General features: G+C 48.9%; 26 protein-coding genes (1 of these 26 only partly in view). 19 read left to right on the top strand and 7 right to left on the bottom strand.

Features of this window, described 5'->3' with window-relative positions; all coding sequences use genetic code 11:
* Positions 1-8: 8 nt before the first annotated feature.
* Positions 9-1,385 (top strand): B12-binding domain-containing radical SAM protein, encoded by a 1,377-nt coding sequence (locus MTH_RS08560; protein WP_238374262.1) that lies wholly within the window; start codon positions 9-11, stop codon positions 1,383-1,385.
* A gap of 54 nt (positions 1,386-1,439) precedes the next feature.
* Here the strand turns inward: MTH_RS08560 and MTH_RS08555 are convergent, their stop codons facing one another.
* The 4 genes from MTH_RS08555 to MTH_RS08540 form a co-directional block, all read right to left on the bottom strand.
* Positions 1,440-1,904 carry a hypothetical protein gene (locus MTH_RS08555; RefSeq protein WP_010877385.1) on the bottom strand — a complete coding sequence of 155 codons (465 nt, stop codon included), beginning with the start codon at positions 1,902-1,904 and terminating at the stop codon, positions 1,440-1,442.
* A gap of 54 nt (positions 1,905-1,958) precedes the next feature.
* Positions 1,959-2,240, bottom strand: a complete 282-nt coding sequence (locus MTH_RS08550) for a hypothetical protein (protein WP_143485795.1) — start codon at positions 2,238-2,240, stop codon at positions 1,959-1,961.
* Positions 2,240-2,797: a YIP1 family protein gene (locus tag MTH_RS08545; RefSeq protein WP_010877383.1), complete on the bottom strand. Its 558-nt coding sequence runs from the start codon at positions 2,795-2,797 to the stop codon at positions 2,240-2,242. Before MTH_RS08545 ends, MTH_RS08550 begins: the two co-directional genes overlap by 1 nt.
* A gap of 128 nt (positions 2,798-2,925) precedes the next feature.
* Positions 2,926-3,690, bottom strand: a complete 765-nt coding sequence (locus tag MTH_RS08540; RefSeq protein ID WP_048061142.1) for a slipin family protein — start codon at positions 3,688-3,690, stop codon at positions 2,926-2,928.
* A gap of 180 nt (positions 3,691-3,870) precedes the next feature.
* On the opposite strand from MTH_RS08540, the gene MTH_RS08535 reads away from it, so the two are divergent.
* The 3 genes from MTH_RS08535 (at position 3,871) to MTH_RS08525 (ending at position 5,396) form a co-directional block, all read left to right on the top strand.
* Positions 3,871-4,350, top strand: a complete 480-nt coding sequence (locus MTH_RS08535) for an ion transporter (protein ID WP_010877381.1) — start codon at positions 3,871-3,873, stop codon at positions 4,348-4,350.
* Between the two features lie 23 nt (positions 4,351-4,373).
* Complete coding sequence (locus tag MTH_RS08530; RefSeq protein WP_010877380.1) at positions 4,374-4,595, top strand: hypothetical protein; 222 nt, start codon at positions 4,374-4,376, stop codon at positions 4,593-4,595.
* 105 nt (positions 4,596-4,700) lie between these two features.
* Positions 4,701-5,396: a hypothetical protein gene (locus tag MTH_RS08525; RefSeq protein WP_010877379.1), complete on the top strand. Its 696-nt coding sequence runs from the start codon at positions 4,701-4,703 to the stop codon at positions 5,394-5,396.
* A gap of 83 nt (positions 5,397-5,479) precedes the next feature.
* Here MTH_RS08525 and MTH_RS08520 read toward each other — a convergent pair whose 3' ends face one another.
* On the bottom strand, positions 5,480-6,949 hold the full coding sequence (locus MTH_RS08520; protein ID WP_238374204.1) for a cryptochrome/photolyase family protein: 1,470 nt from the start codon (positions 6,947-6,949) through the stop codon (positions 5,480-5,482).
* Positions 6,950-7,029: 80 nt separating this feature from the next.
* On the opposite strand from MTH_RS08520, the gene MTH_RS08515 reads away from it, so the two are divergent.
* The 3 genes from MTH_RS08515 to rrmJ all read left to right on the top strand — a co-directional run bounded on the left by MTH_RS08515 (position 7,030) and on the right by rrmJ (position 8,921).
* Entirely contained in the window at positions 7,030-7,386 is a 357-nt protein-coding gene (locus MTH_RS08515) for a DUF5518 domain-containing protein (RefSeq protein WP_048061141.1), read from the top strand.
* A 376-nt stretch (positions 7,387-7,762) separates the two neighbouring features.
* Complete coding sequence (locus MTH_RS08510) at positions 7,763-8,281, top strand: metallophosphoesterase (protein ID WP_010877376.1); 519 nt, start codon at positions 7,763-7,765, stop codon at positions 8,279-8,281.
* 4 nt (positions 8,282-8,285) lie between these two features.
* Positions 8,286-8,921, top strand: coding sequence for a 23S rRNA (uridine(2552)-2'-O)-methyltransferase (rrmJ, locus tag MTH_RS08505; RefSeq protein WP_010877375.1), 636 nt, complete (start codon positions 8,286-8,288; stop codon positions 8,919-8,921).
* A gap of 54 nt (positions 8,922-8,975) precedes the next feature.
* On the opposite strand, the gene MTH_RS08500 is transcribed toward rrmJ, so the two are convergent.
* Positions 8,976-9,410, bottom strand: a complete 435-nt coding sequence (locus MTH_RS08500) for a hypothetical protein (RefSeq protein ID WP_048061140.1) — start codon at positions 9,408-9,410, stop codon at positions 8,976-8,978.
* A 148-nt stretch (positions 9,411-9,558) separates the two neighbouring features.
* On the opposite strand from MTH_RS08500, the gene mcm reads away from it, so the two are divergent.
* Genes mcm through MTH_RS08475 form a run of 5 tightly spaced genes read left to right on the top strand, consistent with a single transcriptional unit; the run spans position 9,559 to position 14,257 of the window.
* Positions 9,559-11,556: a minichromosome maintenance protein MCM gene (gene mcm / locus MTH_RS08495; protein ID WP_048061327.1), complete on the top strand. Its 1,998-nt coding sequence runs from the start codon at positions 9,559-9,561 to the stop codon at positions 11,554-11,556.
* Between the two features lie 37 nt (positions 11,557-11,593).
* Positions 11,594-12,001 (top strand): translation initiation factor IF-2 subunit beta, encoded by a 408-nt coding sequence (locus MTH_RS08490; RefSeq protein ID WP_010877371.1) that lies wholly within the window; start codon positions 11,594-11,596, stop codon positions 11,999-12,001.
* 26 nt (positions 12,002-12,027) lie between these two features.
* Positions 12,028-13,086: a 60S ribosomal export protein NMD3 gene (locus tag MTH_RS08485; protein ID WP_010877370.1), complete on the top strand. Its 1,059-nt coding sequence runs from the start codon at positions 12,028-12,030 to the stop codon at positions 13,084-13,086.
* Positions 13,087-13,090: 4 nt separating this feature from the next.
* Positions 13,091-14,050, top strand: coding sequence for a tyrosine--tRNA ligase (locus MTH_RS08480; protein WP_010877369.1), 960 nt, complete (start codon positions 13,091-13,093; stop codon positions 14,048-14,050).
* Positions 14,051-14,257, top strand: a complete 207-nt coding sequence (locus MTH_RS08475) for a hypothetical protein (RefSeq protein WP_010877368.1) — start codon at positions 14,051-14,053, stop codon at positions 14,255-14,257.
* Between the two features lie 50 nt (positions 14,258-14,307).
* On the opposite strand, the gene tmk is transcribed toward MTH_RS08475, so the two are convergent.
* Positions 14,308-14,892, bottom strand: coding sequence for a dTMP kinase (tmk, locus tag MTH_RS08470; RefSeq protein WP_010877367.1), 585 nt, complete (start codon positions 14,890-14,892; stop codon positions 14,308-14,310).
* Positions 14,893-15,058: 166 nt separating this feature from the next.
* On the opposite strand from tmk, the gene MTH_RS08465 reads away from it, so the two are divergent.
* The 7 genes from MTH_RS08465 to MTH_RS08435 form a co-directional block, all read left to right on the top strand.
* Positions 15,059-16,381 carry a response regulator gene (locus tag MTH_RS08465; protein WP_052261178.1) on the top strand — a complete coding sequence of 441 codons (1,323 nt, stop codon included), beginning with the start codon at positions 15,059-15,061 and terminating at the stop codon, positions 16,379-16,381.
* A gap of 28 nt (positions 16,382-16,409) precedes the next feature.
* On the top strand, positions 16,410-18,833 hold the full coding sequence (locus MTH_RS08460; RefSeq protein ID WP_010877365.1) for a U32 family peptidase: 2,424 nt from the start codon (positions 16,410-16,412) through the stop codon (positions 18,831-18,833).
* 162 nt (positions 18,834-18,995) lie between these two features.
* Entirely contained in the window at positions 18,996-20,936 is a 1,941-nt protein-coding gene (locus MTH_RS08455; RefSeq protein WP_048061138.1) for a MutS-related protein, read from the top strand.
* 8 nt (positions 20,937-20,944) lie between these two features.
* The gene (locus MTH_RS08450; protein ID WP_010877363.1) at positions 20,945-22,012 is read left to right on the top strand and encodes a hypothetical protein; all 1,068 of its coding nucleotides are present in this window, start codon (positions 20,945-20,947) and stop codon (positions 22,010-22,012) included.
* Positions 22,005-22,799, top strand: coding sequence for a trehalose-phosphatase (gene otsB / locus MTH_RS08445; RefSeq protein ID WP_010877362.1), 795 nt, complete (start codon positions 22,005-22,007; stop codon positions 22,797-22,799). Before MTH_RS08450 ends, otsB begins: the two co-directional genes overlap by 8 nt.
* A gap of 76 nt (positions 22,800-22,875) precedes the next feature.
* Complete coding sequence (locus MTH_RS08440; protein WP_143485794.1) at positions 22,876-24,027, top strand: nucleotidyltransferase family protein; 1,152 nt, start codon at positions 22,876-22,878, stop codon at positions 24,025-24,027.
* Positions 24,028-24,032: 5 nt separating this feature from the next.
* Positions 24,033-24,464, top strand: the beginning of a protein-coding gene (locus tag MTH_RS08435; RefSeq protein WP_238374203.1) for a phosphomannomutase. Its footprint extends 870 nt past the window's final position; the window shows 432 of its 1,302 coding nt (coding positions 1-432); it begins with the start codon at positions 24,033-24,035; its stop codon lies off the right edge, out of view.

The following is a 24,464-nucleotide window of genomic DNA, read 5'->3' as shown; positions in this document are numbered from 1 at the left end:
TGGACGTCGTGCTTATAAACCCCGAGGACAGGACAGCCGTGAAAAATAAACTGGGCTTTGTTTTGCCGCCCCTCAACCTGATGTACCTTGGAGCCTCCCTTGAAAGGGCATCCTTCAGTGTTAAGATAATCGACGATGACCTCCGGAGAATGGGAGTTGAGGGGGTTGCCAGACTCGTTGAGAGGATCAACCCCTTCATCGTGGGAATAACCGCAACCACCGCAACAATAAGAACATCTCTCGAGTACATAAAGGCCATAAAGGATCGTTTACCCAACGTCCTGACGGTTATAGGCGGTCCTCACCCCACATTTCTCCCTGTAGACACACTGAGGGAGTGCAGGGACCTTGATGTTGTTGTCATGGGTGAGGGTGAGGCCACCATCGTTGACCTTGCAGAGAACCATGAGAGGGGAGGATCCCTGGATGGTGTTGCAGGTATCACCTACCGCGAGGGTGACAGGATACGGACAAACGAACCCCGGCCCCTCATAGAGGACCTTGATGAGATACCCTTCCCCGCAAGGCACCTGGTGCCCTTCAGGGACTATGAGACATCCAGCCAGGACGCCGGGGGGATGATAACCAGCCGCGGCTGTGTCTACCCCTGCAGGTACTGTTCATCATCCCTCATAATGGGTAAGAAGTTCAGATTCAGGAGCCCGGAGAACGTAGTGGATGAGGTTGAGGAACTTGTGGAGGTTTATGGCCTCCATGATATAGCATTCCTTGACGACACCTTCATGCTCCACCGACCCCGTGCCAGGGAGATCTCTGAGGAGATCCGGAGGAGGAACCTTGATGTGAGCTTTGTCACGTCCTCAAGGGTGGATATGGTCCAGGAGTCCCTTCTCAGGGACCTGAGGAACGCTGGAATGAGCACAATATATTATGGCGTTGAATCAGGGTGTCAGCGCGTCCTTGATATGATGAAAAAGGGCATAACCGTGAAGCAGGCCGAGGATGCTGTGAGGGTCACCAAGAAGGTTGGGGTGGATGTCATAACATCCTTCATACTGGGATATCCCGGTGAAAAACCCTCCGAGATGGACCGGACCATAGACTTTTCAATAAAGCTTGACCCGGACTACAGCCAGTACTCAATACTGACCCCATTCCCCGGCACCCCGATCTATGCGGAGCTCAAGAGCCAGGGACTCATCGAAGATGACTGGGAGAATTACACCGTTATAAAGCCGGTTATCAAATACGAGAAGCTCGGACTGAGCCGTGAACTCATCCAGAAAAAACTCGTGAAGGCCTACATCAAGTTCTATTCAAGACCACGTTACCTCCTGAAGCACAGTTACATGATACGCGTATTCTTCGAAACCCTCTACAGGACCTATATCGAGCCAAAAATCCCCTTCAAAAAGGACAGATGATAGGTATATCTGATGAAATCAAAGCTCCGATGATAAAAAAGAGTGGTGGTGGGTTCAGGGTGCCACTGGCATTCTGAACACCCCCACATTAACACCTCCAAGGCCCACACGGTTTATTATTCCAATCTTCCCTGACCCTTCAAGTTCAAGGTAGCTTGTTGAATTCCTTATAACCCTGAGACCTGCCGGTTCAAATGCTATGCCCCCGTAATCCACTGAACCCGTGATTCTAAGGACGTTGTCAGGTGAAATGGCCAGTGCTGTCCCCCCTATGGTGACATCGGTGCTCAGATTACCGCTGGCCCTCAGATTCTGATGCAGGTCTGCTATGTAGAAACCGCCGGTGTTAACACGGAAGGACGCATTCCTGAAGGTGGAATTTCCGATGAGCACCGTCCCTCCCCCTGCGTACTGAATGGTTGAGTTGAGGTTTTCTATCCTTGAATCGTTGGCAAGTACAACCATTAATCCGCCTGTCTTTGTCCTGATGGTGATGTAGTAGATGTATTTGTTTGACAAGATTATCTTGCGGTGCCTGTGTCCATGTAATGTTCAGGTTCAGGTTTTCACCGTTCACCGCATGTTTAACCCCGGAACTGGGCCTGTGAAATTCCTCTGTGTCTCAACCGTGTAAACCCTCTCTGATGTGTTTGTAAATTCAAGTTCAACGTCGCTGGCATTCGATTCAAGGTTCACATTCACATATCTGACCCCTGATACCTCGCTTGAGTTAAGTGTGAAGTTCTGAGCCGCCTCCTTATCCTTCGGCTGCAGGATCGGTGCTGCAGATGCAACGATGAATGCAGCCACCAGTACTATGAGGAGGACGGCCCCTGCAATGTTCATCCTGTCCATCATAACACCCCCAGAATCATCATCAGAACTGTTATCACAAGCGCTGGAAGTGCAAATACCGATAGAAATGCCCTTCCGTAGTCGATTCCATGTTCAGCAGCCACTGCAGCCATGGCAGTTGTAATGACCCAGATGTACATCACCACAAGGAGTGCTGTGGATGTAAAGATGGTCCTCCAGAGTATCAGGGTCATGAAGGCAAATATTCCAACCACGAAGGGGGCCGCTGCAAAGCCCATCATCTTGAGGGTTCCTGCGAATGTCCCCTCCCCACCGAAAACCTTCGATGCAATTATGTGGGATATCAGAGCCCATACCAGAAGTTTTATGAAGGAAACGATCAGCACAGCAACTGCAAATAGAATGGGAACTGCAATTCCTGCTCCTGTTGCGGTCGACAACACACCCCCAAGCATGTACCCGAGAAATGCTGATAGGAAGATGTACAGGTAGATGCCCTGACCTTCAAGACCCCTCTCTCTGACCCTCCTGAAGGCCTCCTCGGGTGATGCAAGGACAAGTATCATGTCCCTGGAAAAGTTCATTATTCTGTTCAAAGAATTAACCTCCCGTCATGTATCTCAATCTTCTCAATCCATATCAACTTCAACGCTCTTCGTACATTTCACAACAGCTGGAAAGGCATTCCCATGGTATCACCTCCCGCTCTCTTTGAGAAAAACAATTACTCATCCTCCCTCTCAATGAATTCCTTCACGTCCCTTATGGATGACATGAACTGGGCCGGGAATACTATCGTTGAATTCTTTTCTGTGGCTATTTCAGCCAGTACCTGCAGATTTCTCAGTTGAAGGGCCACCGGATGTTTTTCAATCACATCAGCGGCCTCTCCTAGCTTTGCTGCTGAGAAGTACTCCCCCTCGGCAGTGATTATCTTGGCACGTTTGTCTCTTTCAGCCTCTGCCTGTCTGGCCATGGCCCGCTGCATCCCCTCAGGAAGTTTTATATCCTTTATCTCCACCGTTGTTACGTTTATGCCCCATGGTTCGCTGTGCTCATCTATTATCTCCTTTATCTTCTCATTTATCCTTGCTGTTTCTGAGAGGACCTCGTCAAGGACAAACTGGCCTATGACGTTCCTGACTGTTGTCTGGGATATCTGGTTAACCGCACCATAATAGTCCTCAATTGCAACAACGGCCCTGAGAGGGTCTGCAACCTTGAAGTAGGCAACCGCGGCCACATCTATTGAAACATTGTCCTGTGTTATTATCTTCTGGGATGGTATGGGCATCGTAACTATTCGAAGTGAAACCCTTACCATGCGATCAATAATCGGGATTATTATGCGAAGACCTGGCTCCCTGACGCCTATAACCTTCCCCAGTCTGAAAACAACACCCCTCTCGTACTGTTTAACTATCTTCAGGCTCAGAGAAATAATAACGATTATCACAGCAGCCAGCAAACCTGCAGTTAAAATATCCATATGCACCTCCCCCCATCTTTCCGTATGTTTATCTGGACCCGCGCCCATATCTAGATTTCGATGCGGAACTTGTCCTTCGTAATAGGGTAGTATACTGAAGTTGACAGTTAAAGTAAAACTAAAAGCCATGAAAAGGTAAAGTATTTTCAGCAGTCAGATCAACCTCATAATGGGATTGACATGGATTACTGGAAGCTCATAAGAGCCAAGGAAATTGCCCTGCTGTTTCTCATCATCCTTGACATAGTGCTACTCAGCTACATCTCATTTTACCCATCAAATCCCCTGACCGTGAACGCCATAAACCAGTTTGACCTCGTCCTCTGCATAATCCTATTCATAGAATTCTCAGTAAACCTGAAAAGGGCAGAGGATCGTAAGAAATTCCTGCTGGAAAACTGGCTTGATATAATCGCATTCCTCCCGGTGGACTTCTTCCGGGCATTCCGTTTTATAAGGATAATAAGGGTTGTGAAGGTTATCGCCCTCTTCAGGAAGTACCTCAAGAAGTTTTTCACCTTCCTTGTGGATACACACCTTGACCAGGCTGTGGGAACACTCCTAATTGCACTCGTGGCCGGGACAATGTTCTTTTACATGATGGAGTCAGGGGTCAACAGCTCCTCCATGGACCCCTGGACTCCCTCTGGTACAGTTTAACAACAATAATCGCCGGGGAGGTCGTGATACCCCCCAGGACCATCTATGGCAAGGCCATAACAAGCATCCTCATGCTGGTTGGTGTCACCTTTGTGGGGTTCCTGACAGCTTCACTGGCCTCATGGTTTGTCAGGAACCCCGAGGAGGAGCGCGAAGTCCATGAAAGGATCGGGGAAATAGAAAGGGGCATAGAGGACCTCAGAAGGGAGGTTGCTGAAATCAAGGAGATGCTGAAGAAAAGATGATTCATCTGAGGAATTTAATCTAGAAAGTTTTCTCACCTGGGACACCGTTACTTTTATACAGCATGGCCCCTTAGCATAAATAAGTAATTCATCAACGAGGATAACATGGCAAGATCATCCTACATAATCATCGGAGCCATTCTACTATTCGGCGCCTACCTCTACGGGGTGACTGCACTGAGTCCAGTGGAACCTGTGGGGCGTCTGGGCTTCGTTAAACTGGCAAACCCTGACATGTATCCAGGGCACCCCCAGTCAAAGGTCCTGGCATCCTATGCGGCCCAGAGGGGATCCAAATGCGCCCTCGTGGTCCATTACGCCGGAAGTTCAAACTACATGCACTACCGGGAGGGCAACGTCACCATAATAGAACTTGCATACATCAGTTCAGAGTACCGGACCGACATAGACTGGGGCGAGGTCATCGAATCATTCATATTCGGGATCCCGGATGGTAAATACCGCTACCGGGCGGACGGATATGAATTCGACAGTCTTGATGAGGCCATGGATTACGTTGAGAGTGTTGCCAGGAGTAAGGGACAGGAGGGTCCCATGCCCATGGTCTTCCACGGCACAGTCAGGGAGGGTAACGTTTTCATCAATCCTGGCTGCGGTTTCCCGCTCTATGTCCAGATCGCCTGGAGGCAGTACGGTAGACTCGGAGCCTACTATTACATCGTGAAGGGGCTCCTGCATCCCTACCTGAACAACCCCTATGCTGCATATGAACTCAGCCACGCATCTGACCTCCAGAGGCTCTACAATGAGGGCGCCCTTGACTATACCGGATATGATTAACCTTCACCATTTTTCTGTGGATTTTAAGGGTAGAAACCATTAAACTTCAATCGATCAGCAGCCCCCAGCGGATTGACAGTTAACTACAATCCCTGCCGGCCCATCAGTTCCCCCATGAACTCTTCACGGATCCCTCTGAATTCTTCGAGTTTCCTGTCAGTCAGGTGCCTGTATAGAACCCTGATACGGGGATTGTTTCCTATCAAGCTCCTTTTTTCATTTAGAAATGTCCAGAAGAGGGCATCCCAGACCCTGCACCAGTCCCCGCGTCGGTGATCACTCATCCTGAGGATGTAATTTGACGATGAGATGTAAGGCTTGGTTGCAATCAGCCCGCCATCAGCGTACTGGCTCATTCCATAAACGTTTGGCACCATCACCCAGTCATAGGCGTCTATGAACATCTCCATGAACCACCTGTAGACCTCATCCGGGTCCGTGCCAAGGAGCAGCATTAAATTCCCTATCACCATGAGCCGTTCAATGTGATGGGTGTAGCCGTGCCCCAGAACCCTCCCCACAGCAATGTCATAGGGATCTATACCTGTTTCACCATGGGAGAGTTTAGGATTGAGTTTCCCTCTGTGGTTGAAGAAGTTCCTTGTCCTCTCATAGGGTCCCTTAAGAATATAAACTGCCCTTATGAATTCCCGCCAGCCCATCACCTGCCTTACAAACCCCTCGATGGAGTTCAGTGGCGCATCTGCCTTGAGGACTGCCCTTATAACCTCCATGGGCGTGAGGAGGCATATGTTAAGTGAAGATGAGAGTACCGAGTGGAACAGAAAGGTCTCATCACGGGATATGAAGTCCTGGTAGCTTCCAAAGTTTTTAATTCTCCTCTCAATGAAGTCCTTCAGGAAAATCCTGGCTTCAGTGTGTGTTGTGGGGTAATTGAAGCGGTCCATGGATCCCGGGTTGTCAGGAAATTTCTCTGAAACATACTCCTTCGCCTCCTGTACGTATTCATTTTCTGGGAGTTTCACAGGGGCTGGTACCTGCAGGTCGGGGGGCATTCTCTTCCTGTTTTCGGTGTCAAATGTCCACTTACCACCTGCTGGTCTGGAATTTTCCATGAGAATGGAAAGCCTCTTCCTCTCCCTGATGTAGAATGATCTCAGGAGGAACCTCCCATCCCTGAAGTAACCGTCCATCAGATTCCTCCTGAAGATGAATGGGGCCTCAATTTCAGTTATTTCAAGTCCCAGTTCCATGGAGAGTTTCTTCATTCTCGCCTCAAGTTCATGGTCAAGGAGCTCAAGTGTGTAGACACGGTCATATCCCTCCAGGTGGTCCCTGAGGTACCCCATGTGCGGGTCAGGACTGTATTGTATGTATTCCGCCTTAAGACCCCTTGATTTAAGGTGGTCATGGTAGTAGCGCATTGAAGCCCGATGGAGTACAAGCTTGTTCTTATGGAATCTGAGTCCAAATACCGGGTCTCCAAAGAAGAGCTGGTCCTCCACCAGGATGAAACCTGAGGTTTTCCCTGCTGCAGGGTGGTCCTCCAGGAGGTGGTGGGGGAATACAATGGCCACAGATTTCTCATCCATGCCCATAATTATGTTGCATGATAACTATAAATCTAAAAGTTTTTTAGGACTCCGAGACATAAACTGTAATGGTGTTTACAATGGTTAAGTGGGGAGCCGTTATTCTTGGATTTATACTTTCAATTGTTTTTCCATACATCCTCAGCCCCTTTATTGGGCATGCTTCAATCCTTGGATTATTCCTGGCGGGCTTTGTCGTTGGTCTCATGGTAAATGAGGGGGCCAGTGGGGGTTTCTGGAATGCGACTGTTGCGGGGGCATTTGGAGGCATATTGGTTGCCATTTTACTCACGATCTTTGGAACTGCCCTGGCCGGACCTGTAGGTTTCCTGATTGGAGCCTTTGCAGGGGGAGTGCTCGTGCTGGCCCTCCTGATTGTGTCAATGCTCTTCATGGGTATTGGCGGGGCGATTGGAGGTTTCCTTGCAGGTGACTGATAACGTTCATTACAGAATATCTGAAAGAAGAGCAATACCCGGTCGATGCTTACCTCCGCTTTGAAGGTCTTCCAGGCAGGTGCCCCTGTGCCCCTTTGAGTTGGGGTTCTATGATGGAACCGGCCCCTAAAAGACTTGACCTCCAAGGTTAAATGATGGGTATGGGTTTAAGGAGTTTGTAGGATAACCTGCCCACCATAATTTCATTCCATTTTATCTTCTCCTCTAAATGAAAAAACTAATTAAAGGAACAGAGATAACATGTTCCCTTCTCCATCCAGATCCCGGAAAAACTAATTAAAGGAATAGAGATAACTAACTTTAAAGCATACATCCAGCAGATGTCTTAAAATCAAGCACATCAAGGAGAGTTGAGATGCTTATAGGCGTTATATCAGATACACATATACCTGACAGGGCATCAGAGATCCCGGAGGCCGTTTTTGATGCCTTCAGGGACGTTGAACTGATACTCCATGCAGGTGATCTAACATCCCCTGATATCCTCACGGAACTCGAAACACTGGCCCCTGTGGAGTGTGTGCAGGGAAACATGGACCGCCACTATGGTATAGAAACCCCCAGGTCAAGGCTATTTGAGATCGAATCCTTCAGGGTGGGGCTAATCCACGGTGAGGTCTACCCCCGGGGTGACACCCAGCAGCTGAGGTACCTCGGCCTTGAACTGGGAGCCGATGTCCTGATAAGCGGGCACACCCACCAGCCCTTCATAAGGGAACTTGAAGATATGGTCCTCCTTAACCCTGGAAGCCCCACCGTGCCTCGCCTCACGGATCCAAGTGTCATGGTGCTCAGAATTGATGGGGAAAAACTGGACGCCGAGATAATAAGAACCGGGGCACCTGTATGCAGGTCCCTGAATTTCAGGAGGTGATCATATGGGTAAACGGTGGCAGGCCGAAAGGAAGAGGGACCACTACTACAGAAGCGCCAAGAAGGAGAACTACCGTTCAAGGGCATCCTACAAGTTACTGCAGCTCAACAACAAATATAAGCTTATAAAGAAGGGTGACAGGGTCCTTGACCTGGGCGCGGCCCCCGGGGGCTGGTCGCAGGTTGCCCTTGATAAGGTCGGAGAGGAGGGACTTGTGGTCGCCGTTGACCTCCAGAGGATAAAGGGTTTCCCTGCTGAAAACTTCAGGGCAATAAGGGGAGACTTCACCGACCCTGAGGTGAAGGATAAAATAATCAGGGAACTTGGAGGCAGGGCCGACGTGGTCATATCAGATGCAGCACCATCACTCTCAGGTATAAGGGATATTGACCATCTGAGGTCAGTGGACCTCGTTGAGAACGTCCTTGACATAGCCTACAGGGTCCTTGACAGGAAGGGAAACATCCTGATAAAGGCATTCCAGGGCCCTGAGCTTGACAGGGTTATAAAGGAACTGAGGAAGGACTTCTGGAAACTTAAAACCACCAAGCCGGCCTCATCAAGGAAGGCCAGTGCAGAGATGTACATTGTGGGGAGGGACTTCAAGGGTAAAGAAAAATGGGAAAGAATAATCCACTAGAACCCACATGAAAGATAAGAGTAAAAGAAAATGGGAGAGAAGGATCCCCTGAAACTACATGAGGGCCCTCACATCACTCAGGGCCTGTGAGGCTACCTGTAGCTGATACCTGGCCGTTTTAATCCTTTCATCAACCTCTGATTTGGGCTTGCTGGTCTCAAGTGCACTTTTAACGTCGTCTATAGCTGACCTTGCCTTCACAAGTTCTATTTCAGCATTCAGGTAGGTCTTCGTGAGGTTATCATTGTTCCTCTGGTATACCTCCTTCTTGACTGAATCGTACTGGACCTTCAGGGAAGAGTAGTCGCTCTGAAGCTTTGCAAGTTCATCGTACTCCTCCCCCCTGTTCACACTACCTGATATTGCATCTGAGATGGTATCAACACCTATGTAGGCAAATACCAGGATTGTTCCTATTATAAGAAGAACTCCCAGGACGGATATGGTCATTGAAGTCAGTTTAAAAAGGTTTATCCTTGATCTCTTCATTCTATCAACCCCGTTGCCGTGGATTCAGCTCTCAGTTCACAGTTTTATATCTGATCTGGTCCCTCCAGAGCACGCTAAACTAAGTTCTGTTTACAGTTATCTGTGCACAGACTAAGGTTTATAATGTTATCATAATATACTTTCCATGATGAAAACCGTGGATAAGAGCAAGACACTTACAAAATTTGAGGAATTCTTTTCACTGCAGGACTACAAGGACAGGGTATTTGAGGCAATAGAGAAATATCCAAACGTCAGATCAATTGAAGTTGATTATCTTGACCTTGAAATGTTTGACCCTGACCTTGCAGACCTCCTCATCGAAAAACCCGATGATGTGATAAGGGCGGCCCAGCAGGCCATAAGGAACATCGACCGCCTCCGAAAGAATGTGGACCTCAACATAAGGTTCAGCGGGATCAGCAACGTAATACCCCTCAGGGAGCTCCGGAGTAAATTCATAGGTAAGTTCGTGGCAGTTGATGGCATCGTCAGGAAGACCGATGAGATAAGGCCAAGGATAGTTAAGGCCGTCTTTGAGTGCCGTGGGTGTATGCGGCACCATGCGGTAACACAGTCAACCAACATGATCACAGAGCCATCACTCTGCTCAGAGTGTGGTGGGAGATCCTTCAGGCTCCTTCAGGACGAATCCGAGTTCCTGGACACCCAGACACTGAAACTCCAGGAGCCCCTGGAGAACCTTTCCGGTGGGGAACAGCCCCGGCAGATAACAGTTGTCCTGGAGGACGACCTGGTTGACACCCTCACACCCGGGGATATTGTGAGGGTGACCGGCACCCTCAGGACGGTGCGGGACGAGAGAACAAAACGTTTCAAGAACTTCATCTACGGGAACTACACCGAATTCCTTGAACAGGAATTTGAGGAGCTCCAGATAAGTGAAGAGGATGAGGAAAAGATAAAGGAGCTTGCAGGGGACCCCAACATCTATGAGAAGATCATAAGGTCCACCGCACCATCCATACACGGCTACCGTGAGGTTAAGGAGGCCATAGCCCTCCAGCTCTTTGGAGGAACCGGGAAGGAACTGGATGATAAGACCAGGCTCCGTGGGGATATCCACATACTCATAGTGGGGGACCCGGGTATCGGTAAGTCACAGATGCTCAAGTACGTCTCAAAGCTGGCCCCCAGGGGGATATACACCAGCGGTAAGGGTACCTCAGGGGTCGGTCTCACAGCGGCAGCCGTGAGGGACGAATTCGGTGGCTGGTCACTTGAGGCAGGGGCCCTGGTCCTCGGGGATAAGGGTAACGTCTGTGTGGACGAACTTGACAAGATGCGTGAGGAGGACCGCTCAGCCATACACGAGGCCCTGGAGCAGCAGACCATCAGCATAGCTAAGGCAGGGATAATGGCAACCCTGAATTCCCGGTGTTCGGTCCTGGCAGCTGCAAACCCCAAGTTCGGAAGATTCGATAGTTACAAGTCAATTGCAGAGCAGATAGATCTTCCATCAACAATACTATCACGTTTCGACCTCATATTCGTGGTTGAGGACAAACCGGATGAGGAGAAGGACAGGGAGCTTGCAAGGCACATCCTCAAGACACACAAGGAGGACCACATGCCCTTCGAGATTGACCCTGAACTCCTGAGGAAGTACATAGCCTATGCAAGGAAGAACGTCAGGCCGGTCCTCACAGATGAGGCCATGCAGGTCCTGGAGGACTTCTATGTCTCCATGAGGGCCAGCGCCGCAGATGAGGACTCACCGGTCCCCATAACCGCGAGGCAGCTGGAGGCCCTTGTGCGTCTATCAGAGGCCAGTGCCAAGATAAAACTTAAGGAACATGTTGAGGCAGAGGATGCAAGGAAGGCAATAAAACTGTCACAGGCCTGCCTCAAACAGGTCGGCTATGACCCCGAGACAGGCAAGATAGATATAGACAAGGTTGAGGGGAGGACACCAAAATCAGAGAGGGATAAGTTCAGACTTCTCCTTGAACTCATAAAGGAATATGAGGATGACTACGGTGGCAGGGCACCCACCAATATTCTTATAACTGAGATGATGGATAGATATAATGTAAGTGAGGAAAAGGTTGAAGAACTAATAAGGATCCTCAAGGACAAGGGAGCCATATTTGAACCCGCAAGGGGATACCTTAAGATAGTCTGAATTTTCCATTTACACACTTTTACTGGAGGTATCAGTTATGGATGATTATGAAAAATTACTTGAAAGGGCAATAGACCAGCTGCCCCCTGAAGTGTTTGAAACAAAACGTTTTGAGGTTCCAAAGGCATACTCTGTCATACAGGGAAACAGGACATTCATACAGAACTTCAGGGAGGTTGCAGATGCCCTCAACAGGGACCCGCAGCACCTGCTGAAATTCCTTCTGAGGGAACTGGGTACCGCAGGGAATCTTGAGGGCGGAAGGGCCATACTTCAGGGAAAATTCACCCACTTCCTCATAAATGAGAGGATAGAGGACTACGTGAACAAGTTCGTCATATGCCACGAATGCAACAGACCGGACACAAGGATAATCAGGGAGGGCCGCATATCACTCCTCAAGTGTGAGGCCTGTGGTGCCAAGGCCCCCCTCAAGAACGTCTAGAGAACAGAGAGGAGCAGCCATAGAAAATGTTCTGTGTCAGATGCGGTAGTTCTGATTCTGAATTATATGAAGGCCTCTGCAGGGACTGTTTCCTTGAGGACTACAGTATCCTCAGGATACCTGACAGAATAGAGGTCAGGGTATGCAGCCACTGCCGTGCAAAGTTTATAAGTGGTCAGTGGCTGGATGAAGGACTCCCAGACGAGGAAATCGTGTACAGGGCCCTTGAGGACAGTATAAGCTGGGATGAACCCGTTGAGAACCCTGAAATCGAACTCGAAATAATGCAGGAGAGGGGCACCATCTACAGGTGCCTTGTGGAGGTTGATGCAGAGGTCCTCGGGAAGCGGCTCAGCCAGGAATACGAGGTGGAGGTCCGCATCACCAACACAGTATGCCCCACCTGCAGTAAACAGAGCTCCGGCTACTATGAGGCGGTTATACAGCTGAGGGCCGATGGAAGGGAACTTGCAGAAACCGAAATAGAAACAGCTGACAGGGTTGTCCAGAGGACACTCCTGAAACTTTCCAGGCGGGACAAACTGGCCTACCTCCCCCAGAGGGTTGAGGTGAAGGAGGGTGTTGACTACTACATAGGATCCCACAAATCCGCCCGGAAGGTTGTGGACGCCATCCGGGAGAAACTCGGGGGGATAACAATGGAGTCCCCCAGACTCATGGGTCAGGACAAATCGACGGGCAAGGGCCTCTACAGGACGTGGATATCCCTCAGGCTTGCGAATTTCAGGGTTGGAGACTTTCTATCCCACCATAACAGAATTCTGGCAGTCATTGACCTCCGAAAGAAGGGCGTGAGTGTGAGGGACCTTGAGACCCGTGAGGTAAAGAACATACTCTGGGGGGAATATGAGGATATGGATGTTGTGGGCCGTGCAGATGATGTGAAGACCACCACTGTAACCTCAAGATCCCCTGGAATGATCCAGATACTCCACCCGGAAACCTTTGAACCCGTGGACCTTGAGGCGGACAGCTACACATCAACACTGGATATAGGGGAACAGGTCCCTGTCATAGAAATCGATAAAAGACTCTACATCATCGAGGATGAGGCGGAGGAATGATTGAATGGATGATTCGCTGAAAACCATAACCCGTGACGTTCTGGAGGTCATAACCCCTGAAGAGTTAATGGATGTCCTCAAGAAGGATGAACCCGTTGTCTACACCGGATATGAGCCCTCAGGAAGGATTCATCTGGGGCACGCCCTGACGGTAAGGAAACTCAGGGAGCTCCAGGATGCTGGCTTCAGGGTCAAGATACTCCTCGCAGACTATCATGCCTACCTCAACGGGAAGGGGAGCATGGAGAGAATAAGGGAACTTGCAGATTACAACCAGAAATGCTTCCTGGCCCTTGGACTCTCACCCGAGAGAACCGAGTTCATACTGGGATCATCGTTCCAGACAGAACCAGAATACACTGACCTGGTCTACAGACTGGCCCTCATAACAACCCTCCTGCGAGCAAAAAGGAGTATGGCCCAGATAACCAGGGAATCCAGGGACCATAAGGTTGCAGAGGTCATATACCCCTTAATGCAGGTCATAGACATGGTTTACCTGGGCGTTGATGTTGCCCTCGGTGGGATGGAACAGAGAAAGATCCACATGCTTGCACGTGAAAACCTGCCCAGACTTGGCTTTGATGCCCCTGTATGCATACACACACCCCTCCTTCATGGAACCGATGGTTCTGAAAAGATGTCATCAAGTAAGGGTAACTTCATAGCCGTCGATGATTCCCCCGATGAAATAAGGGAGAAGGTTAAGAAGAGTTACTGCCCCATGGGTGAGACTGAGGGTAACCCCATCATCGAAATCGTGAAGTACTTCATAATGCCAGAGTATGGAATGATGACCATAAGGAGACCTGAGAAATTCGGGGGCGACCTGGAACTGGAACTCGATGAGCTGCTTGAGATGTACTCCAGTAGCGAGCTGCACCCCCTGGACCTCAAGAACGCTGTCTCAGACTACCTTGTGGATATGCTTGAACCTGTAAGGGAATACATGGAAGGTGTTTAGATGCTCTATGAGATGAGACTGCCGCCTGGAATAACACATACAACAATGGCTGAAATAATCGAAAAATATGAGGTTGAACTGATACAGACCGATGACGGCCCTGTTCTGAGGGGTGAAATGGAGGAACTTGAGATGGCGAGGGACAGAATCCTGGAGTCCCTCAGGGAGAGAATAGAGGAACTCGAAAACCCCGGCTCAGAGAGCTGATTTCACATAATAAGTTTCTATTTTTCCTGAAAAGGATCCGGGGCCGCCTTCTACATTATACCCCCTGAACATATGCCAAAATGGGGGGCCAGTATCCTCCTTATATCCCTCTGGATCAGGTTAACCCCCCTTTCAGCATTCACAGTGTAGAACCCGTTTTTATCTGCAAGTTCAAGGTACCTTTCACGGACTCCTGCAAGGTATAATGGGTCCTCAAACTCATCGGTCCCGCCGCAGCGCTCCATGGCCACCTCCACGTCAATGTCGAGAAGTATGACAACATCCGGTCGTGGAGCGAACCTGTTTATCTCACAGACCCATTCCTCGGGTCCCTGATACACCATGCTGGAGTAGTAGCACCTGTCACTTACAACCACATCCTCTGCCCAGTCACCCTCAATTTTGCTCCTCAAGGTCAGACGGTCCGCTGCAAAGAGGAGGGCAAGCATCCTCTGAACATCAGGTGTCCGGGCATCTGGACTTGAAAGCATGCTCCTTATAAGGCTGCCGATATTAGAATCGGTTGGTTCCCTCACCTCATGGACCATGTAACCGTTTTCCCTAAGCCAGCTGGCCGTCAGGGCGGCATGGGTTGTCTTACCGGAACCATCGATTCCTTCAAAGCATATGTACATGATGGTTAATCTATCAGGAAGAGTAAAAAAATCTTCCCCTACCGAGGATCGTGGTTAATCCATCAGGAGCCGGGAAAAGATCTTCTCCTCCGCTGGAGGACATAACTTTATAATGCTTCAGACACAGAATTATTTAGGATTATTTTAGTGATAATTGAGGTGGACCATGTCTAGAGCTAAGGTTATGGTGGTTGAGGATGAGAGCATAGTTGCCATTGATATCAGCCAGCGCCTTCAATCACTTGGATACGAGGTTACAGCCACCGTCTCCTCAGGTGAAAAGGCCGTTGAAATGGCCGAAAAAACAAGGCCAGACATCATACTGATGGATATAGTCCTCAAAGGTGAAATGGGCGGTATAGAAGCTGCTGAAGAGATAAATAAGCGGATGAAGGTCCCCATCGTCTACATAACAGCATACTCAGACGAGGAAACCCTCAGGAGGGCCAAGGTAACAGGACCCTTCGGTTACATAATAAAACCCTTCGAGGACCGTGAACTCCACAGCGTCATTGAGGTGGCCCTCTACAAACATGAACTTGAGCGTAGACTGGCTGAGAACGATGAACTCTTCAGGGCAATACTCTCATCGGTTCAGGATATACTGTTCACAGCAGACAGTGAAGGCCTGTTAACGATGGTATCCCCCGGACCCCTTGCAGGATACGGCCTTGAAGCCGATGATGTTCTGGGAAAAGGACTTGTGGAGGTCTTCGGGGATGAGGTCCACCATGAGATGATCGGAAGGGCCCTCAAGGGGGAACCTGTGACCTATGAATGGACATGGGCACCCCATGACAAATTCTACTTCGAAACAACCCTCTCGCCCCTCCGGGACTTTGAGGGCAATATCACAGGGGTTGTGGGAATACACCGGGACGTCACCGAAAAGGAGACTGCAAGAAGGGCCCTTGAAAGGGAGACCCTCATAAACCGGGAACTCGCAGACCTCTCAAAACAGTTACTTGCATCAATGTCACTTGAGGAGATTTCAGATAGCATAACCCGGAAGGCAGAGGCCCTCACTGAGAGCAGATACTGCCTTGCGGGTTTCATTGAATCAGGCACGTTGAAGAATTATACCCTCACAGAGAACGTCAGAAGGGAGTGTCACCTCGATACAGATTCATTAAAACTGGGCGGTTTAATTGAGTGGATAATGAGAGAGAAGGAGGCCATTCTTCTAAATGACCCCTCCTCTGATCCACGGTACAGTGGTGTCCCCGAGGACCACGTGGAGATCAGCAACCTGATTGCGGTTCCAGCAGTCCTCAGGGATGAACTGGTGGGCATATTGATGGTCTCCGGGAAGGAAGGAGGCTATGATGAGGGCGACCTGGAACTACTCCAGCGCCTTGCAGACATATACGCCCTCGCAATTTACAGGAAAATGGAAGAGGATCGTTTGAAGGCCAGTGAGGAACGTAACAGGGCTCTGGTGGAAAAATTCCTTAAAATAGTCACAGAAGTCCTCGAGGAGATTAGATAAACCTGATTTTAACCGGAGGAAATTTCAGTTGGAGATACCTGAACTCCTTGCACCTGCTGGTTCCCCTGATACATTCAGGGTGGCCCTCAATGCCGGGGCCGATGCGGTTTATCTCTCAGGGAAGGACTTTGGTGCAAGGTACTATGCAGAGAATTTCAGCCTCAGGGAAATCCGGGAAGCCGTGGACTACGCTCACCTCTATGACAGGAGGGTCTACGTAACCCTCAACACACTCATAAGGGACTCGGAGATCCGGAGGGTATCGGATTACCTCCAGGAACTGCATGCAGTGGGGGCAGATGCTGTGATCATACAGGACCCCGCCCTGCTCTTTCTCAGGGAGGAACTCTCCATCGACATCCCCCTCCATGCCTCAACCCAGATGACCATCCACAACATGGCCGGGATCAGATGGGCGGAGGAGATGGGTCTTGAGAGAGTCATAGTTGCGAGGGAGCTCTCAGTTGATGAGATCAGGGATATAACCTCAAGGGCAGGGGTGGATATCGAGGTATTTATACATGGAGCCCTCTGCTACAGCTACTCTGGACAGTGCCTGCTCTCATCATTCATAGGGGGTAGAAGCGGTAACAGGGGTCGGTGCGCCCAGCCATGCAGAAAGAAGTATGAACTCATCCAGCTCAAACCCGAAAGGAGGGTTGTTAACCTCCCCTGGAAGTACCTCCTATCGACCAGGGACCTCTCAGCCTACATGCACCTTGACAGACTCGTGGATGCCGGTGTCAGGTCACTCAAGATAGAGGGCCGGATGAGGTCAGCCGAGTACGTCGCCACAACAGTCAGCGTATACCGGAGGGCCCTTGATGAGATAAAAAAGGGTGGCTGGAGACCCAGCAGGAGGGAGTTTGAAAGGCTGAAGCTGACATTCAACAGGACCCTTACCGGGGGCCACCTGGTCGGCGAGGACTTCATGGGCCGTGAATACCCTGGTGACCGTGGCCTTCCCATTGGATACGTTGAGAAGTACTCCGGGGGGAGGGCCCTCATAAGGCTGACCTCAGAGACCGTGCCCCGAAGGGGTGATGGCCTCTTCTTCCAGGGAAATGGCATGGGGATCCGCCTCGGTGACCACCTGCTTGATGGGGGTATTCTATCGATTCCCTCAAAACCTGTCACCCCGGGTAGCAGGGTCTATCTCACAGGACGAAGGGAACTCCAGAAATTCACTGAAAAGCTCAGGAGTTCGCATCCACCCCACCTCTGGGACGTTGAGCTCCGTTTCATTGCAACGGAGGACGGTGAAGTTCATCTCACAGCGGAATGGTCAATGGATGGAAGGACTCTGAGGGAATCCATTGAAACGAAGTTCGAGAGGGCCCTCAGGAGACCCCTTGCATCCGACACAATCAGAGAGCAGCTTCTAAAAGCCGGTGCTAAACCCTTCAGATTAAGTTTTGCGGAATTCAGATATCCTGGAGGACTTTTCCATCCCATCAGTGGCCTCAATGCCCTCCGGAGGGAGCTTCTCGGTAGAGTTGAGAAGAGAATAATTGATGAAAAGAGATCCGGGAAGGTTAAGGAGAAGAAATCGTCTGAGAAGGTTTCAGAGGGTTTCGGCGGGAGATCTGCAGCCGGGGGTGGAGATGGGAGTCCCTGCATCTCAGCATATGTTGAGGACATCCCATCCCTTGAGATGGCCCTGATGGTGGGGGCCGGGAGGGTGTACTTCGAACCCCAGATCCACACTGACTTCAGGGAATGTGACTGGAATGATGTCAGGTCAATCCTCAGGGAAGCCATGGACATTGCATCGGGATACGATGCTGAATTCGTATGGAAGTGGCCTGATATAACCCATGACTGGCTTATAAGGAGACTGCTCAAAATTGAAGATGAAATGTGCCTCAACATCATGGTGGGTGGGTGCGGGATTCCCGGCTTAATAGAGGGTGATGTGAGGATATATGGATCCTCCGCCCTCAACATATACAACAGCATATCTGCCATGCTGATGTCGGAGAGTTTCCACATGCTCACGGCTTCACCGGAGCTATCCAGTGAGGATCTCAGGGGCATGGAGGGTAACATTGAGATCCCGGTTCACGGTAACCTCACCGCAATGGTGACGAGGGACAACCCCTGGAGGCTGGTCCCCCATAGGTTCAGCACCAGATCGAAGTCCATCTGGGCTTTAAAGGATAGCAGAGGGGTCATATTCCCATTAAACCAGCTGATGGGCTGTGAAACCACCATCATGAACTCAAAGGAGACCTGTCTCATAGATTTCCTTCCATCACTGATGGAATGGGGTTTCAGGAATTTCTCCATTGACTGCCGCATCCAGTCACCCGAAAGAACAGGAGAACTTGTTGAATCATACATTGAGGCCCTTGAAACCCCTGAAAGGATAGGTGATATTAAGAAAAGAATTGTGGGGGATGCTGAATACGGGATAACAGCATCACACTTCAGGTATGGCCTCAGGGAGTAGTATAACTGCCATACCCATCAGCAGCGACCTTCGATGTGAATTATTGCACCTAATATCCCCACTCTTTCTGAAGTAAAATCTGGGAGTAACCGCTTCAACAGAGAATACTTTCCACACGCACTCTGAATCCATATATATCCAGGGAAATTTATAGTTGGGTTGATGAATTCCAGAGATTCAGTGGGGCCAATCCTTACAGAGGTCGGTGGAATAGGGGAGAGACTGGCCAGGAAGATAATAGATGAATTTGGTGGGGAGGATGAGCTCCTCAGGGCAGTTAAAAACCTTGAGATTGATCGGCTTGTGGCAATTGAGGGTATAAGCCAGCGCAGGGCCATTGAAATAGCCAACAAACTCCTAGGAAACCCATTACCATCATTTTTAAAAACAGAGAAGGCATTTCAGATATACCGTGATATACTGGAATTAATGATGTCATATGCCCATACAGACTACGCCCGTAACCGTATAATGCTCCTTCATCCCACCACAGACACCGCTTCCATGAGGGAACATATAAGAATGGTCATGGAAGCGAAGAAGATGGTGGAGGAACTTCCTGTTGAGAAACTTCGGGGACTTCTCAGTAATATAGACAGACCCCGGGACCCGCCCATAAACTTCAATCCATCGAAGGCCATCCTGGTGGAGACACGGGAGGACTACGACCTCCTCATAGACATGGGACTCAACCGTTACCATCCTGTTATTCTCAATCCGGACCCTGGTGAACTGGATGAATATGAACTCATAATCTATGTCTACTCTGAGGGAATGCTTGAACTTGAGGATACATTCAGCACCATAATGGTGACCGCTGATTCAGATAAACACGAAATTGTGCCTGAATGTGTCCTCAATTACTTCAGGAAAAACCTTGAACTCTTTCGCAACGCCCTTGAGATTAAGAGGATACTTGGAATGGAGACCTGCCTCCATGAGGTCGTTGAGATAATGGATGAGCTTCAGGCTGCCGGCGGTGAGGAGGTTGACATCGATGAAGTCGTGAATTCAGTCAAAGCCTGGGCCGATATGAAGCTCAGGGACCTCATAAAGGACATCGACCTCAGCGGTGATGAGGTACTCACCCTTCTGAACCAGGGTATGACAGCCAAACTTGAAAGGATATTTGATGATGTCCTCTCTGAGGCGCGCAGCATGATAAAAAAGCGAAGCGGTGTCGAATTTGACCCCTTCATAAAATCATATCCCCTCAAGATTGACCAGAGAGAGGTTGAAAGGGTTAAGAGGCTTGAGGCGGCTTCAAGGAATCTCAGGGAATTCGAGGTTAAGGTTGATGCTGCCACCAGACTGGGTGAACTGAGGGGAGCAGTCGAAGGTGAAATAAGGGATATAATGGAATTTGACTACCGCCTCGCCCTCGGACTCTTTGCCCATGAATATGAACTAACCGAACCGGAGTTCGGCGATGAAATAAGTCTAAGGGGGGCCCTTCACCTTAACCTTGTGGGATCCAGGAAACCTCAGCGTGTTGACTATCGCATCGGTGACCCTGACAATGTGGTGCTCCTGACCGGGGCCAACAGTGGGGGTAAAACAACCCTCCTTGAGACACTGGCCCAGGTCACCATAATGGCCCAGATGGGTCTGCCAGTCTGTGCCCTTGAGGCTTGTGTCAGGGTTGTTGATGAGGTTTACTTCATCTCAAAGAAGAGGTCACTGGATGCGGGTGCATTTGAATCATTCATAAGGACCTTCACCCCGGTCACCACAAGTGAAAATTCAAAGCTTATCCTCCTTGATGAGCTTGAGGCCATCACAGAACTTGAAGCTGCCGTGAAGATCATAGCAACATTCATAGAGTTCATAGGGGAGTCCAGTTCCCTTGCGGTCATCGTTACCCACATGGCCCGTGAAATAATGAAGTATGTTGATGTCAGGGTCGATGGTATTGAGGCCAGGGGCCTCGATGATGACTACAATTTAATAGTTGATAGAACACCCCGCATAAACTACCTTGCAAGGAGCACCCCTGAACTTATAATAAGGATGATCTATGAGAAATCCTCTGATGATGAGAGGATTGTCTATGGGAGGATACTTGAAAAGTTTCAGAAAACAGATAAAGCAGAAGAACAATAACCCACATTATGATTGAATATCTTGAAGGATATATACGGACTCTTAAAGGTGAGGATCCGGCCATCTATGAAACCTTTAACAGGATATATGAAGTGGGGTGCTCACAGGGATCCCTTAAGGTGACTGGGGGACTTGAAGAGAGATTTGATAAAAACTTTATTGAATCCGTGAAAGAACAGAAGATTATAAGGGTTTACAACCGCTGGACCGGTGAAGGCGCACTATTTAATTCATTTCGTCTAAAGAAACCTGTGATGGATGGTGGAAGTGCTAAAAAAATCCTGATGGAGTTGCTCAGGGACGATGCCATGTGTGATTTCTGCATGCCAGAACTGTATACCCCTGAAGATGATTTTGGGCGTGTAAGGGGCCGGCACTCCATCACAGCGTCAAACATCGCAAAATATGACGCATGGAGTGGCCTTTTAATTTTCAGAAAACATAATCCCCTTGATTTTAGCTTCGAAGAACTTTCAGATTACCTCTCAACGGCTTCAAAATGGTTTAAAATGGCAGAAAAATCCTCAGGATTTCGTTTTCCATTTATAGTATGGAACTGTATGCCGCGTGCCGGCGCATCACAGATACATGGACATATGCAGCTTCTACTGGGGGAGAGGCCCTATGGAAAGGTTTCATTCCTTGAGGAAGTCTCCAGAAGGTACCTTGAAACCTATGGTTCATCCTATCATGACGATGTCTTCCGGGTGCATAGTGCCATCGGGCTGGGGGCTGAATACGGTGGTGTATCTGTATATGCGAGTATCACGCCTGTGAAGGAAAGGGAAATTAACATAACATTTAAAAGTGAATTTGACAGGGATAATGAACTCCAGAGGTGCCTCTTTAAAATTTTGAGGTGCCTCATAGATGAAGCTGGAGTCCACAGCTTTAACCTCTCAATACACCCATTCAACCGGGATATGAATATTCCAGGCATTATAAGAATCGTTGACAGGGGAAACATAGCCTCGAAGTCCTCTGATATAGGTGGAATGGAACTCTTTGGTAGTGCTGTTATTGGGAGTGATCCCTACATAATCTTTGATAGAATTAAGGGTGTCCTGGATGCCTGATTATCTATTTGATTTTCTGGATGAACTGAAGTTTCTGAGGAATGGCAGGAAAACAGCGATAATTACAGACATCGATGGCACCATAAGTGAAATAGCACCGACACCTGAAGAAGCCGTTGTAGACGATGAAATGAGGGATGTGCTGAGGGACCTCGCATCAAGATACAGAGTCCTGGCATTTATAAGTGGAAGACCTGTCCGTGAGGCACTCCGCATGGTTGGGGTTCCCGGTGCAGTTTATGTTGGAAACCACGGCCTTGAGTATATAATAAATGGGAATTATCAGCGCTTCAGTGAGGTTGAAGAATACATCCCTTTAATAAAAAAATGTGCCCTTGAACTCAGGGATAAGATAGATGAAGAGAACGTCATCTTCGAGGATAAGGGCATCTGTTATTCCATACATTACCGTCAGTGCACTGACCCTGAGCTGTCACGCAAAAGGATACTCAAAAACCTGCAGGAGATACCTGAATCAAAGGGGCTTAAGGTGGACCATGGAAGAATGCTTGTGGAACTCAAACCACCCCTTCATTACAACAAGGGCTTCATAGTGCGGAAGATACTGGAGGATTCTGATGTGTCATCCGCAGTGTACCTTGGAGATGATATAACAGATGCTGATGCCTTCAGGGAAATCAGAAAACTTGAATCAGAAAGAGGCATGAAAAACGTCCCCATCCTTGTATTATCAAAAGAAATACCTCCTGAGGTAAAGAACAGCGCTCGATTTTTTGTCTATGGCATCTCCGAAGTTCTTAGATTTTTCAGATGGCTCCTAAAATAGTTCTGGTTATTATAATGTAATTGCATATTCGCTGGAAAAAAATACTTATTAGTTCGGTATGACATAAATATTGTTCATGACATCTGTTGTTGTCATGGCGGGGGGAAAGGGTACAAGAATAAGACCCTTAACATTCTCAAGGCCAAAACCACTTGTACCTGTTGCAAACAGGCCAATCCTCGATTACATAATCCATAGGGTTCTTGATTCTGGTTACAGTAAGGTTGTGATGACCCTTGGGTACCTTAAAGATCAGATAAGATCCCACGTTCTCGCAGAGTACCCTGAGATTGACTTTAGATTCTCAGTCGAAAAGAAGCCACTTGGAACTGCTGGAGGTGTGAAGGCAGCCGCCAGTGAAATAAATGAAACCTTCATTGTACTCAGTGGCGATGTAATCTTTGATCTTGATCTGCGAGAAATGGTAAAATTCCACAGAAAAAAGAATGCCCTTGTCACAGTGGCGCTCACACCAGTTGAAGATCCCTCACATTATGGAATAGCGGTTCTCGATGATGATGGGAAGATAAAACGATTCCATGAGAAACCACGCCCCGAAGAGGTCTTCAGCAAAATCGCCAATGCTGGCATATATGTGATGGAACCGGAGGTCATTGAACACATCCCCCAGGGAAGCTCTGACTTTTCAGCCGATATTTTCCCTGTTCTGATAGAGAGGGATGCCGGGATGTATGGATTCCTTTTCGACGGATACTGGAATGATGCCGGCAAACCCAACACATTCTTAAGGGCCAATCATGATGTCTTGAATGGAACAGTGACTCCTGAACCTGATGGTGAGATAGCTGAGGAGGTGCCCGGTAGATTTGGAAAGATATGGATCGGCAGGGATGTCGTTATCGGTGACAGGGTCCGTATTGTGGGACCAGCGGTACTCGGGGATGGTTCAAGGGTAGATGATGGTGCATACATAGGTAAAAACACCGTGATTGGATCCCGTGTTAACGTGGGGGAGAACAGCTTTATAAGGGGGTCTGTTATTCTTGATGGCTGTGTGATTGGAAGAGGTTCTCAGCTTCTAAACTGTGTTGTAGATGAAGACTGTGAAATAGGAGCAGGATGTGCAATTGACAGATGCGCAATAATTGGTCGCGGGGCATTTATAGGTCCCTCCACCGTTATCAGATCTCACTGCAGCGTCAGTAACCGTCTCAGGATATTATCTGGCTCCCTTGTGGACTCAGACTATCCGCTGGTACCTGAGTGATTCGCATGGCACGGTATGTACAGGATATAAGGGGTTCCGTTAACCGGGATATAGACTGTCAGTTTGCACTCAACCTCGGGATGCTGATTGGGGACTATGTGAGCTGCAAACGCGTCCTCATAGGACGGGATGCCCACACCCCATCTCAACTTATAAAGAGGGCCATCGGAACGGGATTGATGGCTGCAGGTGTGGATGTAATCGATTTCGGTGTGGCCACAGTTCCGGTTATACACCACCACATGAAGAGTTTCGATACCCATCTCATGATAAACGTTTCCCGTTCACCACTCCGTGCAGATGAAATAAACATCAAACTTCTCAGCAACCATGAAATACCCCTTGAACAGCGTCCCACCCTCTATGCGGAATATGAGGAACTTGGAAAGCTGATGTATGTTGATAATTATCTTGAATCCTATGTTAGATCTGTTCTT

It is taken from the genome of Methanothermobacter thermautotrophicus str. Delta H (assembly GCF_000008645.1).
In the GTDB taxonomy this organism is placed as follows: domain Archaea; phylum Methanobacteriota; class Methanobacteria; order Methanobacteriales; family Methanothermobacteraceae; genus Methanothermobacter; species Methanothermobacter thermautotrophicus.
The sequence above is the reverse complement of the archived record's forward strand: the minus strand, read 5'-3'. Positions and strand labels throughout refer to the sequence as shown.

Excerpts from the sequence above, each read along its gene's own strand:
- MTH_RS08510 (WP_010877376.1), top strand. The coding sequence starts at position 7,763 with ATGCTTATAGGCGTTATATCAGATACACATATACCTGACAGGGCATCA.
- MTH_RS08525 (WP_010877379.1), top strand. The coding sequence starts at position 4,701 with ATGGCAAGATCATCCTACATAATCATCGGAGCCATTCTACTATTCGGC.
- MTH_RS08540 (WP_048061142.1), bottom strand. The coding sequence starts at position 3,690 with ATGGATATTTTAACTGCAGGTTTGCTGGCTGCTGTGATAATCGTTATT.
- MTH_RS08515 (WP_048061141.1), top strand. The coding sequence starts at position 7,030 with ATGGTTAAGTGGGGAGCCGTTATTCTTGGATTTATACTTTCAATTGTT.
- MTH_RS08440 (WP_143485794.1), top strand. The coding sequence starts at position 22,876 with ATGACATCTGTTGTTGTCATGGCGGGGGGAAAGGGTACAAGAATAAGA.
- mcm (WP_048061327.1), top strand. The coding sequence starts at position 9,559 with ATGAAAACCGTGGATAAGAGCAAGACACTTACAAAATTTGAGGAATTC.
- MTH_RS08500 (WP_048061140.1), bottom strand. The coding sequence starts at position 9,410 with ATGAAGAGATCAAGGATAAACCTTTTTAAACTGACTTCAATGACCATA.
- rrmJ (WP_010877375.1), top strand. The coding sequence starts at position 8,286 with ATGGGTAAACGGTGGCAGGCCGAAAGGAAGAGGGACCACTACTACAGA.
- MTH_RS08475 (WP_010877368.1), top strand. The coding sequence starts at position 14,051 with ATGCTCTATGAGATGAGACTGCCGCCTGGAATAACACATACAACAATG.
- otsB (WP_010877362.1), top strand. The coding sequence starts at position 22,005 with ATGCCTGATTATCTATTTGATTTTCTGGATGAACTGAAGTTTCTGAGG.
- MTH_RS08450 (WP_010877363.1), top strand. The coding sequence starts at position 20,945 with ATGATTGAATATCTTGAAGGATATATACGGACTCTTAAAGGTGAGGAT.
- MTH_RS08550 (WP_143485795.1), bottom strand. The coding sequence starts at position 2,240 with ATGGACAGGATGAACATTGCAGGGGCCGTCCTCCTCATAGTACTGGTG.
- MTH_RS08480 (WP_010877369.1), top strand. The coding sequence starts at position 13,091 with ATGGATGATTCGCTGAAAACCATAACCCGTGACGTTCTGGAGGTCATA.
- MTH_RS08535 (WP_010877381.1), top strand. The coding sequence starts at position 3,871 with ATGGATTACTGGAAGCTCATAAGAGCCAAGGAAATTGCCCTGCTGTTT.
- MTH_RS08490 (WP_010877371.1), top strand. The coding sequence starts at position 11,594 with ATGGATGATTATGAAAAATTACTTGAAAGGGCAATAGACCAGCTGCCC.
- MTH_RS08520 (WP_238374204.1), bottom strand. The coding sequence starts at position 6,949 with ATGGATGAGAAATCTGTGGCCATTGTATTCCCCCACCACCTCCTGGAG.
- MTH_RS08485 (WP_010877370.1), top strand. The coding sequence starts at position 12,028 with ATGTTCTGTGTCAGATGCGGTAGTTCTGATTCTGAATTATATGAAGGC.
- MTH_RS08465 (WP_052261178.1), top strand. The coding sequence starts at position 15,059 with ATGTCTAGAGCTAAGGTTATGGTGGTTGAGGATGAGAGCATAGTTGCC.
- tmk (WP_010877367.1), bottom strand. The coding sequence starts at position 14,892 with ATGTACATATGCTTTGAAGGAATCGATGGTTCCGGTAAGACAACCCAT.
- MTH_RS08455 (WP_048061138.1), top strand. The coding sequence starts at position 18,996 with ATGAATTCCAGAGATTCAGTGGGGCCAATCCTTACAGAGGTCGGTGGA.